The following is a 16,069-nucleotide window of genomic DNA, read 5'->3' on the forward strand; positions in this document are numbered from 1 at the left end:
AAAGAATTTAACCTTGTTTTTCGTTTTTTCATTGAACTGTAGCTGAAGTATGGATAGATTATCAACTGTCGCCTGAGTACTGTATACAGTTTTCAGAATAGAGAATTCAGTTCAAATTGCAATCTTAAACCGCAAAAAAACTCGCTTTTCCCCCACGAAACGAAAATTAAGGCGGACCCACTCACTACCTATCCCTTCCCTCAGGGATAGCCAACCTACACAGGAGAATGGCATTGTCTGCCGTGATTTCTGAAGAATTAATTTGCCTGGGAGCTGCATCCTGCAATGTTGCCAGGGCCGGAAGAAGAGGCACCCCGCTAGTCATGCTGCATGGGGTGACACGGCGTTGGCAGACGTTTCTTCCCATCCTTCCATCGTTGGCGGCGAGGTGGGATGTTTGGGCGCTCGACTTTCGAGGGCATGGTCTCTCGGAGTCGGTTGATTGCGAGTATCGCGTCGTCGACTACGTTCCCGACGCGGTCGAGATGATACGCCGCTATTGCAGCGAGCCTGCGATCATTTATGGTCACTCGCTCGGCGCTATGGTGGCAGCCGCAGTTGCCGCTGAAGAACCAGAACTTGTCCGCGCCGTGATTTTGGAAGACCCTCCTTTCGAAACCATGGGGAATCGCATCGCGCAGACGCGTTTACTCTCTTACTTTCAGGGCATGCACCAGATCGCCGGATCGCACCTTTCCATTGACGAACTCGTTTCGCGCGTCGCCAATCTGCAACTCAAAGATCCGTTTAGCGATCACGTGCAGCGGCTGGCCGAAACCCGAGATGCTGCCGCGTTACGTTTCACGGCGATGTGCCTTGCCCAACTCGATCCCGCTGCCTTGAAGCCGATCGTCGCCGGTCACTGGCTCGATGGTTACCAGCTTGACGGTATGCTCTCGCGGATTACCTGCCCTGTGCTTTTGCTACAAGCCGATCCAAGCAGCGGGGGTATGCTTGCCGCAGAGGATGCTCAGCATTTGCACGAGCGTCTTTCCAGTTGCACCAAGGTGAATTTCGCCGGAACAGGCCACTTAATTCATAGTAGTAAGCCCCAAGAGATCACCACCACGGTGCATAACTTTCTTGAATCACTAGAAGACCAGCGTATCGCCACCTCACTGCGTGCTGGTAAGGAGCCTGCAAATGAAAATAAGTAAAGGAACACTTCTGATCAAGAATGGTCAGATGGTTGATGGGACAGGGGCCAATGCTGTGCCAGATGCCGTGGTTATTGTGGACGATGGATATATCACCTTCGCAGGCCCGGTCGACGAAGCCCCAGAATGTACTCCCTGCCAAGTGATCGATGCCCAGGGAGGTACGATCATGCCAGGCTTGGTCGAAGCACACTTCCATCCGACTTATTTCAATGTTGCGGCACTGGAAGATCTGGATATCAAGTACCCGGTTGAATACGTCTCCATTTTAGCGGCGAGCAACGCCAAGCTGGCTCTGGAATGTGGATACACGTCTGCCCGCAGCGGAGGCAGTCTGTTCAACATCGATGTTTGGCTCAAAAAGGCGATTGAAGAAGATTTGATTCCCGGGCCACGCCTTGTGGCAAGTGGCCGTGAAATATGCGGTATCGGGGGTCTGATGGACTGGAATCCCGAGTATCGCAAGATTGGCATGGAAGGGCTTGTGCTGTTGGTCAACGGTGCCGACGAAGCCAGATCCGCCGTCCGCAAACTGGTCAAAGATGGTATCGAATGGGTGAAGACCTATCCCACCGGCGACGCTGCCTCCCCAGATGTGAACGACCATCACACGCTGTGCATGACCTTCGAAGAGATGCACTCGGTTGTCCAGACTGCTCATAACCATGGGCTGAAGGTAACCGGACATTGTCGTGCCACCGAGGGAATCAAGAACGCGCTTCTCGCAGGCTACGACTCCCTCGAGCATGGAACGTTCATGGACAACGAAACGATGGACCTTCTGCTGCAGCGTGACGTGCCGGTGGTGCCGGCTCTCTATTTTGAATATGCCAGTGTGATTCATGGACCCGAGATGGGTATGCCCCAGGCAGTGATCGACGGGCATCAAGAAACACTCGATGGAGGAGCCGAGTCCGCTCGCCGCATCTTGCGCGAAGGAGGGCGACTCGGCATGGGAGGCGACTATGGCTTCGCCTGGAATCCACATGGCGACTACGCCAAAGAGCTGAGCTTCTTTGTTGATCACGTCGGCTTCACTCCGCTAGAGACACTGATGTGTGCCACCAAAACGGGGGCAGAGATCATGGGGCGTGCCGACGAACTGGGGACACTTGAGAAAGGGAAACTGGCCGACGTGTTGATCGTAGACGGCGATGTCTTGCAGGACATTTCCATTCTTCAGCAACGCGATCGCTTTCTCGCAGTGATCCAAGGGGGGGAAGTCAAAGCAGGTACGTACCTCCACCATCCCAATACTCAAAACTTTGCCGAGCAAGTGTAGTCATACCACTTACCAACGACGGCACTCCCAGGGCGATTAACGGAAGGACGTATTCCATGGCGAGACGGCCTTAGCAAGTGAAGCTTCCGAGCAGACAGCAATCACGTTTTTGTGGGTGACATGGAACCGCTTTCGCCAATCGGTTTGTTCGCAACTTGTTCGATTCGATACTTTTCTCGTTCATCTATTTCTTATTTCAGCTGCTTGCGGGCTTTGTTCGTAGGCACCTTATTCCTCTCGGAGACTGGACTATGACCATCAATCGGTACCATCGAGCGGCTTTCACCCTGGTGGAACTCCTTGTCGTGATTGCGATTATCGGAGTGCTCGTCTCTTTGCTACTTCCGGCGGTTCAAGCCGCCCGCGAGGCAGCTCGACGTAGCGAATGCCAGAACAACTTGCGTCAATTGGCGATCGGGTTACACAATCATCACGATACGTATGGCAAGTTTCCGGCAGGATCGTCCAATAACCCTGGTTTCTCGAATCCCAACAAGCGTGGTTTTGCCTGGGCGATTAACTTGCTGCCATTCATTGAGCAGAACAATATTTACGAGCAATATGCGTCTGCCAATTTACTGACCGACATGACCAAATTTGCCTGCTGCGATTGGCCGAACCCTCCACGCAATCTTGTGATCGATGCGTTTGTCTGTCCTTCGCAGCCAAGCGATGCCGACAGGATCAAAGCCGGAGATGAGTCCAACGGTCGTGGCATGGCCGGAAACTACCTGGCCTGTGGCGGCAACTCGGTAACGGCAGACACAGCAATCTATCAAACCGGGGCGAAACAAACCGATGGTCATGGGGCATCTGATAACACCAATGGTTTCTTCCAAGCCAATATCCCCAAGTCATTCCGCGACGCCATTGATGGCACAACCAACACCGTGATGCTTGGCGAAATTCTTGTCAACAATCACGACGCCGATCATCGGGGGCGGTATTACAACGCCCATGGAGGAGATTGTCTATTTTCGACGCGTGAACGCCCAAACAGCACGGTCGGTGACTTCGTTCAGTTGGGCTGCCTAGAAGGAAGCGGCATCTGGCAAAAGCTGACACCATGCAGCCCTGTCGGAGGTGGTACGCAAACGCAGATTGCCTCGCGCAGCCTTCACCCGGGCGGCGTCAATGTGGCTTTGGGAGATGCGTCGGTTCGCTTCATTCCAGAAACCATCAACATCGACATCTGGCGTGCTGCCGGGTCGTCTAACGGAGGCGAACCTCTTAGCGGTTTTTAATCAGCCGCTGAAGAAATACCATAGCCCGCTTTCTCCCTCGAAGATGAAAGCGGGACACGCGGACATGAATCGCATGAAGACTACGCCACGAATCGAACGTGGGCGTCTCAAGGAAACGACGGCATTCGTGGATCAGGACGCCTAAGGAAGTTCAGATTGCGTGTGCAGAACTCACTTCATAATTTTCAGTTGAACTCATTCTCTTCCGTTCTTACTTTCAGGGAAATCTCCACAATGGCACATGTAAGCCCTAACATTACTGCTCGCTTTTTTCCATTCAACGTCTCGCTGGTTGGTTTATTGCTTTGTTTGTCGTTCGGCGGATGCGGCTCCAATTCAGGAGACATGGTGGGCGTTGCAGGCCAGATAACCTTTGATGGCAAGCCAGTAGAAAAAGGGGAAATCCGCTTCACGGTCGATGGGCACGCCACCGAAGCAAGTCGGATTGAAATGGGAAAATACGAAGTCAATGTTCCCAAAGGCAAATCCGATATTCAGATTTTTGCCTACCGGCAAGCCAAAGGCAAAGAGATGGCAGTCACCAGTTCCGAGCCTATCAACGTGAATTACATCCCGGCAAAATACAATACGGAATCAACGTTGAATGCTGAACTGGAAAAAACCAATAAGAACCTCGACTTCACCTTAATGCCGTAGCAATCAAAGAGGCCCACATCGCCCAGGCCGCAACACATGGTTTGTGAGCTCGACGCGTTCCCCAGAATCAAGCCCTTCTTCAGTGGATCCACCTAGACCGGGAGTTATCACAAGACGGGCTTTTTTCTTGGTTTTCTTTCACATGCACGCTATGCGATTCTCGAGGGCCCCCAGTGGGAATCGTAGACAAACCTCCGTCCCTTCTTCCGGCTGCGATTTGAATTCGAGGGTTGCTTGATGTGCGGCGACGATTTCGGATGCGATGCTTAATCCCAGGCCCACGCCCCGAGTTGCGGAAGTGGTCCGGGCTTTTTCCACTTGGTAAAAGCGATCGCAGATGTGTTGTAGTTGGTCGGCAGCGATGCCGATGCCATGATCTTGCACCGTTACCAAGACCTGATCTGTCTGTCGTGCCACGTAAATTTCAACGCTTTGCTTGGGGTGGCTAAACTGAATCGCATTGCGAATAACGTTAAACAGCAGTTGCCTCATTTGCGTAGCATTGGCCACTACCACCGCGTTTGGTTCGGCATCGACATTTAGCTCGATATCGCTTTCCATCGCCAGAGGCTGCAGTTGCCGAACCACCTGACGTGTCAGTTCGCATAGATCAACTGGCGTGCGCTGGGTAACTTGGCTACCTGCTTGACCGAGACGGGCTAGTTGCAACAGTTGATCGACGAGTACCTGCATATGCGATGCGGCATCACGACAGGTTCCTAGGGCATTCCGATAATGGTCTGCCTCGCGTGGTTTGGACAAGCTTAGATCGCACTGCGAAGCAATCACGGCAATCGGCGTCCGCAGTTCATGCGCAGCATCCGATGTGAACTGACGCTGCTTGGTGAATGCGGCTTGCAATTGATCGAGCATCTGGTTGAAAGACAACGCCAAGGTTGTCATCTCGCGGGTAACTTGCTCTGTCTCTAGGCGTTCGTCGAGATGTCGATGCGTGATCTGCGTTGCTTGCAGAGCGAAGGTCTCGATCGGTTGGGCGATTCGGCGCGAAATGGCAATCGCCAACAGCCCGCTAACCAGCAGCCCCACTGCCACGACAAGCACCAGATAGCCCGCGAGCCAGAAAAACTCGTCAAACTCTTTGGCCATTGGTCTGCCAACCAACAGTTGTCCGCCATCGCTGGTTGAAGTCCACAACAGAAACTGCCGCCCGCGCCGTTCGGCATGGTAAGGGTGCTTTCCTTGATGGCGTCTCGATTGAGGTTCATTTTCCAAAGAAGGATCCACTTCACCATGGCTGGCCAAGACTTGGTTGCCCTGGCCATAAACCACCCAAAACGCGCGATCGCGCGGGGCTGGTCCTAAGCGGTGCACAATCACCTCGGGAATCGTCAACGCCTGCGGCGCGACGCCCCGCTGAAGTTCCTGCGAGAGGACTTCCGCCAAGCCCAATAACTCTGACTCGACCTTGGCGCAGGTTGTCCGGTAATACATGACAAACACGACCACGGCGAACGCCAGTAAGGTGAGTGCGGCGATCGCCAGATGAGACCACAACAATAGTTTGGCCAATGTCGGTTTTTGTTGTGGCATAAGCATCGTTTGTGAGGTGCTATTTGGGGATAAGATAACCAAGACCACGCCGTGTGGTGATTAGCCCGTTACCAAGCTTCTTGCGAAGATACGAGATATAAACATCGAGCATGTTCGAGTTAATTTCGTCGATCTCGTCGAAAAGGTGATCGAACAATTCGTTCCGGGTAATCACGCGGCCACGATGCATGGCCAGGTATTCCAGCAAGCTATATTCGCGGGTCGTCAAAGAGACGACCTTGCCGTTTAAGCTGACCGTTTTCGCGCGGGTATCGATCGAAACGTTTCCGATTTCGATTTGCGGATTCGCCTGGCCAGCCGCCCGGCGGATTAACGCGCGCAAGCGAGCCAGCAGTTCCTCATGGCGAAACGGCTTCGGTAAATAGTCGTCTGCACCAAGGTCTAATCCATGGCAACGATCGGCAAGTTCGTCCAGTGCTGACAGGATCAGCACCGGTGTGTTGCGTCGTTCTCGCAGGCGTTCCAACAGTTCCCGGCCATCCATTTTGGGCAGCATCAAATCGAGCACGATCGCGTCGTAATCGCAACTCATCGCTCGCGCGAATCCCGCCATGCCGTCGCTACAAGTGTCGACGGCATAGCCTTCTTCTTCCAGCATATCGCGGACAATACGCTGTAAATCGGCTTGATCTTCAATCAGGAGAACTCGCACGGCCAATCGATTCGATCAAGTAAGCGGGACAGTTTGCAACGGTTTATGCCGAGTATCGGTTAAGCACGCTCTTCCAGCAAGCGGCGGATGGCCCGCAACTCGTGCAAGATGTCGTCGGCTTGCTTGTGGCTAATGCCAGGCTCGCCGGCTGGACCATGCTTGGGAGGTTTCGGGGGCTTTGGTCGCTCCAACCGAATGACCTGATCGCCGCTGGTGATTTCATCGGCTTGAAGGTGAATATCTCCCTCTGGCGTTTCGTGGCGATGCCCTTTCACATGCACCTCGCTCCCTACCTGGCAAGCCTGTTCGACCGCCTCGGCATTGTGGGGCGGAAACATCACGTCGGTTCCATCGTCAAGCGTAAATCCATCGACATCGCCGTGGGGGTTCTTGTGAAACTCAGTAATTGTTCCGTTGGCTTTCATCGGTTTTTCCTTTGCTGGATCATGGGGAGGTGGCACCAAACCTGGTTTTGGTCGACGAGGCGGGTGAACTGTTAACGTCTTATCACCCACCTGCAGCGACACGATTTCTTTGACTTCTCGGCCGTCAGGTAATCGCTTGCTGGCGACCGCCGCTCGCACGGTGTCGCCAGGGGATACCTCTTTCGATAGTTCGCGAAAAGCATGCGGAGGCAAGTGCAGAATTTGCCCGTCTTCCAGCTTCCACCCCTCCGCATCGCCGTGATCGTTCAGCACCGGCTCGACAATCTTGCCTTCAATTCGATCCGAAACTTCACGTCGTTCCGGAGGTTGTGCCAGGACGAACATCGTGCCAATACTGGTAGCGACAAAAGCAATTGCCGTCATTCCGATACCTACCATAACCATCGTTTTCATCGAGAATACTCCTACTTTGGGTGGATGAAAGTTGGCAGCGTTATGCCGCCACACGAACAGCACTTTCAACCTCGTACGGCAAGTGTAAGAGCCGAACCTTAATCTCAGATGAAAGCTCGGCAGGTGATCGCAGACGAGACGAACGTGAGTTCGATTCGACCTGGGCGTGTGGTAATATGAAAGCTGAACTCCCTTAGCTGTTTGCCTATATTGTCACGGTCGAACTTAGATAAATGTCCAAAAGCACGAACGTTAGCCACTGGATCGATTTGGTGAAGGCCGGGAATTCGGCTGCGGCCAATCAGATTTGGCAGCTTTATTTCGATCGGCTGGTGCGGGCCGTGCGTGGCCGGTTGGCGGGGCAGAATCGGGCGGTCTCGGACGAAGAAGATATCGTGCTGAGCGTCTTCGATAGCTTCTACAACGCCGCCGAGAACGGGCAGTTTCCGGACTTGGCTGACCGGGACGACCTGTGGCGATTGCTGCTGCGGATGGCGGCCCGTAAGGTGATTGATAAGCGGCGGCATGATACGCGGCAGCGTCGGGGGGGAGCGGTGCAGCTCCACTCTTTGGACCAGCCCCGGGAGGACGGAAGCATCTGGGAGGCGATTGGCGACGAGCCCTCTCCTGAAATGGTGCTGATGATGCAGGAAGCGGTCGAACATTTTTTTTCGCATTTAGGTGTCGGGCAGCTTCGCGATTTGGCGGGTGCCAAGTTAGAAGGGTATTCCAACGCCGAACTTGCCCAGCGTTTTGGATGCTCGGAGCGGACGATCGAGCGTCGTTTGCACCTGATTCGTGAAAAATGTCAGCAGGAATTGGTCGAAATAGATGAGCATCCGCCAGAAAAAACTTCCGATTGCGACTCTGGAACGCATAGATGAAATCTGCGCCTCGTTTGAACGCCAATGGCAAGCCAACGAGCCCCCCAAGATCGAATCGCTGCTTACCGCAGATCTCTCCTCTGGCGAACGTGACGTTCTGCTAGCGGAATTGATTGTGCTGGAGATCGATTACCGGCGTCGCCGCAGCGAAATGCCGACGAAACAAGAGTACCTTGAGCGTTTTCCAGAAGATGCCAGTGTCGTAAACGATGCGTTAGCGACCGCCGAGCCGAATTCTGGCGGTTTCCAACCACCCACCGTCGGACGCCTGGCCGAGTTGTTCCCTTCGCTAGAGATTATCGAGCTGATCGGCGCTGGCGGCATGGGGGCCGTTTACAAGGCGCGGCAGCCTGGTCTCGATCGTCTGGTGGCGCTGAAGGTTTTGCCGGAAGAACTGGGACGCGACGTCAAGTTCGCCCTTCGTTTTACCCGCGAAGCCCGCACCCTGGCCCGGTTGAACCATCCCAACATTGTGTCGGTATACGAGTTCGGCCATGTCGAGGAGACTTACTATTTCCTGATGGAATTTGTGGCAGGCTCTACCCTGCGCGATGTGGTTCGGGCTGGTCAGTTAGCACCAGCACATGCCCTGGCGATTGTGCCTCACCTGTGCGATGCGTTGCAGTACGCCCACGACAAAGGAGTAATCCACCGCGACATCAAGCCAGAGAACATCTTGCTGGCCGCCGACGGCACGGTGAAGATCGCTGACTTTGGTCTTTCGCGGATTTTGGGAAGCGAGAGCCAGCACGATCTGCTGACCGGCACCCATCAAGTGATGGGGACACCGCGGTACATGGCGCCAGAGCACTTAGAAGGTTCGCGGAACATCGATCACCGGGCCGATATCTATTCGCTGGGAGTCGTCTTTTACGAAATGCTGACCGGCGAACTGCCGCTCGGGCGTTTCGCGGTTCCATCGCAGATAGTCGATATCGACGTGCGTCTCGATGAAGTGGTTCTGCGCACGCTGGAAAAAGAACCGCAGCGTCGTTACCAACAGGCCAGTCAAATCAAGTCGGACGTGCAATCGATCACATCCACAACACGCGCCACGGTGGCGGAAACGGTTGCGAGAGAAACGACGCCTGCCAGTCAGCCGTCGTCCCCCAGCCTGGCCGAACAAGAGTTAGCCGGCCGCTTGCTGCTGACGCGTCGTCAACTGATGGAGCGTGTCGAGAAGTCGCTTCGTCCGTTATTTCGCGGACAGATTGTGCAGCTGCTCGTTGGTATTGCGCTCATCGTCCTAGGAGCATACTGCTGGACGCAAAACACGTATGTTCCTCATCGCTTAGTATGCGGTTTGATTCTGCATGTCTACGGCGTACTGGTGATCGCCCAGTCAGCAATGGTTTGCACCCACATCCGTCGCGTTGATTACTCGAAATCAGTCGCTGACATCCGTGGCAAGCTCGACAAACTGCAAACACGTCACCTCATCGCGGCCACGCTCATTGGCTTCGTGTGGTGGCTGATGTGGATTCCGGTTGCCGTCGCCCTAGGGTTTGACTTTGTCCTGCATCCCAACTGCCTGATTCCTTCGCTAGTGGTGGGTATCGTTGGTTTTGCTGTTTCCGCAGGACTGTTTTGGAACGTCGTCCGCTCTGGCAACGCTGCGGCGGAATCTTGGCGGCGCAAGCTTGGCGGTAAAAGTATCTCCAACGCGTATCTGGCCCTCGAAGAAATAGAACAGGCTCAGATTCAATGAACGCAGCGATCTAAACCGCATCGCGCAGCGGCAACGTTTGGTGCGATGCGACTTCCATTTGCGTGAGCAGCCCGCGCCAGTTGGCGGCATTGCCAGGCGTGATGCGTCCGAGGACCCTGGCGGCGGTTGCGCCGGTTAAGTCGGGTAAGTTGCCGCTGACCTGGTCGATGTGCATCGCGGCGAAGATCGCGGCGATGGAGGCTCCTGTCGCGCCAGAGATCCAGCCGCGGGAGACTTCGGTGGAAAGGGGAATGCCTTCGAATTTCTCGGCGAGGCGTTTGACGAGTGCTTCGCGGCGGGCTCCACGTCCTAGGATCACGATCTCGGCGAACTCAGGCGTCGTGGGGAAGTGTTCGAGAATCTGGCGATGGATATGCTCGGCCCAATACGCTTCCATGGCCTGGTTGAGGGTTACGCTCGAAGCGAGAAGCTCTGGCATTTGCTGCCTGACCGACTCGATCAGGTGATTCATCTGATCATGCGAGTCGGTCGAAACCTCGCAGATATCAAGCGATTCCATGAACTGCGTGAGACGAGTGCCCAGCGATTGATTTTGGTCGTACTTGTCTCCACACAAATCTTGCAGACGCTGTAGCAAAGCGAAGCCAGGGCCGATATTGCGATACGCGAGTGCCGGCATGTGGCGATTCTTCCGCCGGGCTGGCAAATAAAACAGCTCGATCGCCTGATCAAGCCGAACCACCACGGTTGGTCGGGCACTGTACGAATCGACCGCTTTGGTGAGCAGCAGCCACATCGGCAATACGTCAATTCCGCAGGCCGAGCCCCCTTTCACGACATCACGCTGCTCGAAGTGGTCGACCACCGTCACACCGGTTGCTTCGGCTAAGATCGTAGGGTCACCAATCGCGATCGCGGTACCGGTTTGTTTCCAAAATTCACGTCCACAAACGGGGCCCCGCTGACCAATGGCCGAGACCTTTTCTGCCGAGACACCACACGAATTCAGCAGCCGTTCGACGTTCACCACTTGTAGCTCAGCGACAAGCCGGGAAGCCAAACCGGGAAGCTGCGTGCCAACGGTTAGCCCTGCCCCACCCTGCTCTAACAACGCGCGCACATCCGGTGGCGTGCGGACGTTGAGTTGTTGAATCAGTTCAAAACCGGCATTCAGACCACGCCCGTCGACTTTCAAGATAGCCCCGCTGGTAAAGCGCAGACAGGGAGTCATCGCGGTGCCTACGAAGTAGCGCCGCGCTTGATCCGCGAAACTCGAAAATCCGAGCGTATTAGGAGGCATCCGAGCCCCAACCGGTTAGAGGGATAGTTTCCTCGAAGAAAGATAAAGAGAGGGAAGCAGGAACCAAAGGCCTGCGGTTCCTGCTTTCCCCTTGCTGATCGTGCGAACTGCTTCCCTTGCACTAGGCAGCAGCAACGCCAACGCTGCCGGTTTTACCCGCGACAACGCCTTCGACGAACTCTTCAAAAATGCGCTGATCCAACGCCGAAGCCGACTCGGCTTCCGGATGGAATTGCGTACCGATGGCAAACCAATCGTCGTGAGCCGATTCGATCGCTTCGATCACACCATCTGGGCTACGTGCCGAGACGATAAAACCTGGGGCCAATTCGTCGATCGCCATATGATGGCTGCTGTTCACGCGAACTTCGCCATCGCCGAAGATTTTCTCCATCAGGGTGCCAGGGACCACTTCTAGTCCGTGACGGTGATGCTTGTCGATCGTGTCGTGATGCGGCAAAGCGCCCGGTAGGTCTTCAGGAATGTGCATGAACAAATTGCCACCCATGGCAACGTTGATCAATTGCATCCCGACACCAATCCCGAACACCGGCAAACGCATCTGCGCGATTACTTTCATCATCGAACGATCGGCTTCTTCTCGACGCGGTTCCATCATGCGAATGGAAGCGTGACGCATAAAACCGTCCCGATTAGGATCCAAATCCGGACCACCAATCAACACCACACCGTCCAGCCGCTGCAAAACAGCTTGCTGATCTTCGGCGTTGCCGACCGGAGGAAGGACCACAGGAATCCCACCCGCCGCAATCACTGCATCAAAGTAACCGGCGGAAATGAAGGAGAATGCAGGCCGATCATGGGTTGCATTCCGAAAGTTAGCATTCAAACCAATAACAGGTTTTGAAAACATCTGGGGACTCCTCGGGCGCGTCATGCACCAAATAAAGGAAAATCTTCCCAAGACTCAATAGATCGCCCGCATTCGGCTTGGCCCAAAAAAGAGAATTTGCGATAGTCTGCCTGGCAATTGGCAAAGTTCGTCCAAAACTTTTGCCGCTGATCAGCCGATAACACTATGTAGTTAGTCCGACAACATAGCAGTACCGTACCAAGCTTATCGCAGATACCCATCCTGGGTTTGGCTGAAGCGATGACCTCCCTATCATGAGCCTTGATCAGATCGCAACGTTCCGTCGCGTTCCCAGATCAATCACAAGATGTGGAGAAGTCTACTGATCCGTTACGGTTTGCCAAGCTTTTTCTATATCTTGTACCGCTAGCGACATGCTGTCGCCAAATCTTCCAGCTAGCGACGCCGTCACCCGCACTTCACCACCGGTAGGGCATCAGCAGATTCAAATGGGCTGTTGGTTCCGCGACAGGCACTAAACCGGTATGATAAATCGTTTTAGTATCGAGTTTCTGGCCAGTTTTGAGTCGGCATGAAATATCAGAACGTTTGCATCGAAGGGTTGGGCTATTGTCTGCCTGACGAGATTGTCACTTCGACCGAGATCGAACAGCGGCTAGAGCCCCTCTACAAGCGGCTAAGGCTTCCTGAAGGGCGATTAGAGCTGATGACCGGCATCGCCCAGCGTCGTTTCTTTCCGGAAACGGTTCAGCCTGGCGATGTCAGCATTCATTCAGCCCGCAATGCCATGGCCGCCACGGGGATTGATCCTGCCGATATCGGGGCATTGATTCACGGCTCGGTCTGCCGCGACTTTCTGGAACCAGCCACCGCTTGCCGCGTGCATCATGCGTTGGGCCTGCCGCAAGACTGCGTGGTGTACGATGTCTCGAATGCGTGTCTCGGGATTCTCAATGGCGCAATTCAAATCGCCAACATGATCGAGCTCGGGCAAATCAAAGCTGGGATCGTTGTCGGTACGGAAAGCGGACGGCACCTGGTCGACAACACGATTGCCACACTCAACGACAGCACCAATCTCAGCCGCAACGACATCAAACTGGCGGTAGCCTCGCTGACGATTGGGTCGGCCAGTTGCGCAATGATTCTGTGCAATAAAGAACTCAGCCGCACCGGCAACCAACTGATCGGTGCTGGCGTTCGCGCTCATACGCAGCATCACGATCTGTGCCATAGCATCGCCGGCAAGAACGAGACCGGCGTGGGCAATCCGCTGATGCAAACCGATTCCGAAAAGCTGATGGCCGAAGGAATCGCCACCGGGGCTGCGACTTTCGCCGACTTCCTGGGCGAAACCGGCTGGAGCCCCGATCAGATCGACCGCACCATCTGCCACCAAGTTGGCCAAACACACCGCCGCTTAGTGCTAGAGAAGCTCGGCTTGTCGCTCGATAACGACTTCGCCACCGTGCAGTGGCTTGGCAACACCGGCGCAGCAGCATTACCCACCGCGCTGGCCCTGGCGGCCCAAACGCAGTTCCTAGAAGCTGGGCAGAATGTCGCCCTACTGGGGATTGGTTCTGGCATTAACTGCGTGATGTTGGGTGCCCAGTGGCAAACCACGCTCGTTAGCGGAACCGGCGAGATGCCAGCAGGGATGGAAAAGAGTGGCGCGCTCGCTGCTTCTTAACCCGTGTGCTAAGGCATGCCATCTTCCACGATCGTTTCTTCGGCAACTTTGCGAACTTGCTGATCGGCGGCGGTGAGGCGGGTTTTCTTCCAGCCTCCTTGGGCAAACCAAGCCGCCGCCACAACGGCCATCACGCTGTGCATCACGGGAAACGACCACCAGATGCCGTTGGCTTCCAGTGGTGTATGCTTCGACAAGATGTAAGCCACCGGAAACTGCAGCATCCACTGCGAGACCAGGGCGATTACCATCGAAATCAGAAAATTGCCTGACGCGCGAAACGTAGCGATCATGCACAGCTGAATTCCCAGCCCGCCCCAAGCCAAGCTCATCACCCGAATGAACTCGGCCCCATGCTCGATCACAGCCTGATCGTTCGGCACAAAGAAGGCGACAATATTGGGGGCAAAAAGGAAGGCCACGATTCCAACCGAAGTCAAGATTCCAAAGCCCCAGCACGCTCCGAGGATCGCAACTTTCGTGGCGCGAGCGATATTACCGGCCCCGATGTTCTGCCCAACAAGGGTTGAGACGGCCATCGACAGCCCCATCGCCGGGATCATCACAAACTGCAACACGTTCGCCCCCACCCCGTACGAAGCAATGGTGACTGTTCCGAAGCTGGCCACCAGAAACGAAAGCACGATCAAACCTAATGCGCGGGTAGAAAGCTCGACCGAGCCAGGTGCCCCCAGCAAGAATGCCCGACGGATGTAAGGCAAATCAGGCCGAAAATCGGCCCAGCGCAATTTGATTCCATGCCGCCCCATTAAGAACACGATCATCCCCACCAGCGCGGCAATTCCTTGCGTGGCAAGCGTCGCCAATGCCGCGCCGCGGACACCTTGCTCTGGAATGGGCCCCCAGCCAAAGATGAACATTGGATCGAGCACAATGTTCAGCAGCACCGTCCCCAGGACGATCAACAGCGGAATCGTGGTCTGACCAATTCCTCGCATCAATGCTTGGAACATGGCGAACAGGAAAACAAAAATGATCCCCACGAAAGCAACCCGCATGAACGCGAGCGCATCGCGATAGACGTCCGCTTCAACTCCCATCCAGTGCAACAGATACGGGGCAAGCAAGTAGCCGGTGGTTCCAAGAATGACCGACGTGACGAAAACCATCAGCATCGTTTGCGCCGCGACATGATTGACCATATCTTGCCGCCCGGCTCCCATGTACTGAGCCGAAAGCGTGGCCCCGGCAATGCCCAGGCCGGAACCTAGCGCAATCACCAAGAACGTCACCGGAAAGCTCACCGAAACGGCCGCCACCGCAGAAGCACCGAGCCGCCCAACCCAAAAAGCATCGGTCAGCTGATAGCCGGTTTGCAGGACGTTGGCCAGAATGATGGGGACCGCCAGGCGAAACAACGCCACCCCAATGGGGCCTTCCAGAAAGAGTTTTTGGCGATCGCGTGGCATGGGAGAGGTTATTTCATAGATGCAGAATCAGGATAAGTCATTATTGAGGATGCTTGGGCCAGGTCTACCCCGTTAAAAACGAAAACGGTGTGACCTCCGCAATGGTTTCATCATCAAAAGACAATTCACAATCTCGATTGATGCCTGACAGAAGGAAAACTTCGATGGATGTGCAGTCGTTTTGGGACGAGCGGTTTGGCCAATCGGAATATGTCTACGGCACCGAGCCTAACTCGTTCCTGGCCGAATCGATTCACTATTTGCCACCATCAGGGCGTGTGCTTTGCTTGTGCGAAGGGGAAGGTCGCAATGCGGTCTTTCTCGCCCGGCTGGGATACCAAGTCAGTGGTGTCGATGTTTCCGCAGAAGGGAAGAAGAAAGCGGAACGCTTAGCGGAACAACAAGGCGTATCAATCGAGTACCATCTGGCTGATTTGAGCAAGTTCGACTTCGGCCAACAACGATGGGATGCGGTTATCTCGATCTCAGCCCATCTTCCCTCGACCGTTCAAGCAGACATCTATCCACAGGTATTTAATGCGTTAAAAGAGAACGGCGTGTTCCTGCTCGAGTCGTACCATCCGAAACAGCTTGCGTACGGTACCGGCGGGCCCAAGGATGTGGACATGCTCATGACGCTTGAGATCATTCGCAATCATTTTCCGGACCTTGAAGTTCTGCATGCTGCCGAACTGGAACGAGAAGTCACCGAAGGAACCTTCCACACCGGCAACGCCTACGTCACCCAGTTCATTGGCCGCAAACCGAAGTAACCATGCAAACAAGGTAGGGTCCGCTGTGCGGACCGCTGCCCTATGCTCTCACAAAGTCAACCGATATCTTCGGTCCGCTCAGCGG

The 16,069-nt window shown here is 54.9% G+C and carries 14 protein-coding genes; 8 read left to right on the forward strand and 6 right to left on the reverse strand.

All coding sequences use genetic code 11. The features are described 5' to 3' along the window. The first annotated feature begins 242 nt into the window (after positions 1-242). The 4 genes from DTL42_RS03805 (at position 243) to DTL42_RS03820 (ending at position 4,340) form a co-directional block, all read left to right on the forward strand. A complete protein-coding gene (locus DTL42_RS03805) occupies positions 243-1,157 on the forward strand; it encodes an alpha/beta fold hydrolase (protein ID WP_234824103.1) in 915 nt (304 codons plus the stop codon). Then, complete coding sequence (locus DTL42_RS03810; protein WP_114367348.1) at positions 1,144-2,439, forward strand: metal-dependent hydrolase family protein; 1,296 nt, start codon at positions 1,144-1,146, stop codon at positions 2,437-2,439. The genes DTL42_RS03805 and DTL42_RS03810 overlap by 14 nt, the downstream gene beginning before the upstream one ends. A gap of 251 nt (positions 2,440-2,690) precedes the next feature. Further along, on the forward strand, positions 2,691-3,683 hold the full coding sequence (locus tag DTL42_RS03815; RefSeq protein WP_114367993.1) for a DUF1559 domain-containing protein: 993 nt from the start codon (positions 2,691-2,693) through the stop codon (positions 3,681-3,683). Positions 3,684-3,839: 156 nt separating this feature from the next. After that, complete coding sequence (locus tag DTL42_RS03820) at positions 3,840-4,340, forward strand: hypothetical protein (RefSeq protein WP_147274154.1); 501 nt, start codon at positions 3,840-3,842, stop codon at positions 4,338-4,340. A 138-nt stretch (positions 4,341-4,478) separates the two neighbouring features. Here DTL42_RS03820 and DTL42_RS03825 read toward each other — a convergent pair whose 3' ends face one another. Genes DTL42_RS03825 through DTL42_RS03835 form a run of 3 tightly spaced genes read right to left on the reverse strand, consistent with a single transcriptional unit; the run spans position 4,479 to position 7,403 of the window. Next, positions 4,479-5,891, reverse strand: coding sequence for a sensor histidine kinase (locus DTL42_RS03825; protein WP_158545219.1), 1,413 nt, complete (start codon positions 5,889-5,891; stop codon positions 4,479-4,481). Between the two features lie 19 nt (positions 5,892-5,910). Further along, a complete protein-coding gene (locus tag DTL42_RS03830) occupies positions 5,911-6,564 on the reverse strand; it encodes a response regulator transcription factor (RefSeq protein ID WP_114367351.1) in 654 nt (217 codons plus the stop codon). Between the two features lie 59 nt (positions 6,565-6,623). Continuing rightward, a complete protein-coding gene (locus DTL42_RS03835; protein ID WP_114367352.1) occupies positions 6,624-7,403 on the reverse strand; it encodes an OB-fold nucleic acid binding domain-containing protein in 780 nt (259 codons plus the stop codon). A 233-nt stretch (positions 7,404-7,636) separates the two neighbouring features. Here DTL42_RS03835 and DTL42_RS03840 point away from each other — a divergent pair, with 233 nt between their 5' ends. Further along, entirely contained in the window at positions 7,637-8,287 is a 651-nt protein-coding gene (locus DTL42_RS03840) for an ECF-type sigma factor (protein WP_114367353.1), read from the forward strand. Continuing rightward, positions 8,235-9,995 carry a serine/threonine-protein kinase gene (locus DTL42_RS03845; protein WP_234824062.1) on the forward strand — a complete coding sequence of 587 codons (1,761 nt, stop codon included), beginning with the start codon at positions 8,235-8,237 and terminating at the stop codon, positions 9,993-9,995. The genes DTL42_RS03840 and DTL42_RS03845 overlap by 53 nt, the downstream gene beginning before the upstream one ends. 10 nt (positions 9,996-10,005) lie before the next feature. Here the strand turns inward: DTL42_RS03845 and DTL42_RS03850 are convergent, their stop codons facing one another. Both DTL42_RS03850 and DTL42_RS03855 read right to left on the reverse strand, forming a co-directional pair. Continuing rightward, complete coding sequence (locus tag DTL42_RS03850; protein ID WP_158545220.1) at positions 10,006-11,187, reverse strand: anhydro-N-acetylmuramic acid kinase; 1,182 nt, start codon at positions 11,185-11,187, stop codon at positions 10,006-10,008. 190 nt (positions 11,188-11,377) lie between these two features. After that, positions 11,378-12,130 (reverse strand): gamma-glutamyl-gamma-aminobutyrate hydrolase family protein, encoded by a 753-nt coding sequence (locus DTL42_RS03855; RefSeq protein ID WP_114367355.1) that lies wholly within the window; start codon positions 12,128-12,130, stop codon positions 11,378-11,380. A 532-nt stretch (positions 12,131-12,662) separates the two neighbouring features. Here DTL42_RS03855 and DTL42_RS03860 point away from each other — a divergent pair. Then, positions 12,663-13,781: a 3-oxoacyl-ACP synthase III gene (locus tag DTL42_RS03860; RefSeq protein WP_114367356.1), complete on the forward strand. Its 1,119-nt coding sequence runs from the start codon at positions 12,663-12,665 to the stop codon at positions 13,779-13,781. Between the two features lie 8 nt (positions 13,782-13,789). Here DTL42_RS03860 and DTL42_RS03865 read toward each other — a convergent pair whose 3' ends face one another. Next, positions 13,790-15,211 carry an MATE family efflux transporter gene (locus DTL42_RS03865; protein WP_114367357.1) on the reverse strand — a complete coding sequence of 474 codons (1,422 nt, stop codon included), beginning with the start codon at positions 15,209-15,211 and terminating at the stop codon, positions 13,790-13,792. Positions 15,212-15,375: 164 nt separating this feature from the next. Between DTL42_RS03865 and DTL42_RS03870 the strand changes: the two genes are divergently transcribed. Beyond that, a complete protein-coding gene (locus DTL42_RS03870; protein ID WP_114367358.1) occupies positions 15,376-15,984 on the forward strand; it encodes a class I SAM-dependent methyltransferase in 609 nt (202 codons plus the stop codon). Positions 15,985-16,069 lie beyond the last annotated feature (85 nt).

It is taken from the genome of Bremerella cremea (assembly GCF_003335505.1).
GTDB classification, from domain to species: Bacteria; Planctomycetota; Planctomycetia; order Pirellulales; family Pirellulaceae; genus Bremerella; species Bremerella cremea_A.

What these genes read in the sequence shown, in the direction of transcription:
- DTL42_RS03810 (WP_114367348.1), top strand. Translation starts at nt 1,144, where the DNA reads ATGAAAATAAGTAAAGGAACACTTCTGATCAAGAATGGTCAGATGGTT.
- DTL42_RS03815 (WP_114367993.1), top strand. Translation starts at nt 2,691, where the DNA reads ATGACCATCAATCGGTACCATCGAGCGGCTTTCACCCTGGTGGAACTC.
- DTL42_RS03825 (WP_158545219.1), bottom strand. Translation starts at nt 5,891, where the DNA reads ATGCCACAACAAAAACCGACATTGGCCAAACTATTGTTGTGGTCTCAT.
- DTL42_RS03835 (WP_114367352.1), bottom strand. Translation starts at nt 7,403, where the DNA reads ATGAAAACGATGGTTATGGTAGGTATCGGAATGACGGCAATTGCTTTT.
- DTL42_RS03840 (WP_114367353.1), top strand. Translation starts at nt 7,637, where the DNA reads ATGTCCAAAAGCACGAACGTTAGCCACTGGATCGATTTGGTGAAGGCC.
- DTL42_RS03845 (WP_234824062.1), top strand. Translation starts at nt 8,235, where the DNA reads ATGAGCATCCGCCAGAAAAAACTTCCGATTGCGACTCTGGAACGCATA.
- DTL42_RS03850 (WP_158545220.1), bottom strand. Translation starts at nt 11,187, where the DNA reads ATGACTCCCTGTCTGCGCTTTACCAGCGGGGCTATCTTGAAAGTCGAC.
- DTL42_RS03855 (WP_114367355.1), bottom strand. Translation starts at nt 12,130, where the DNA reads ATGTTTTCAAAACCTGTTATTGGTTTGAATGCTAACTTTCGGAATGCA.
- DTL42_RS03860 (WP_114367356.1), top strand. Translation starts at nt 12,663, where the DNA reads ATGAAATATCAGAACGTTTGCATCGAAGGGTTGGGCTATTGTCTGCCT.
- DTL42_RS03865 (WP_114367357.1), bottom strand. Translation starts at nt 15,211, where the DNA reads ATGCCACGCGATCGCCAAAAACTCTTTCTGGAAGGCCCCATTGGGGTG.
- DTL42_RS03870 (WP_114367358.1), top strand. Translation starts at nt 15,376, where the DNA reads ATGGATGTGCAGTCGTTTTGGGACGAGCGGTTTGGCCAATCGGAATAT.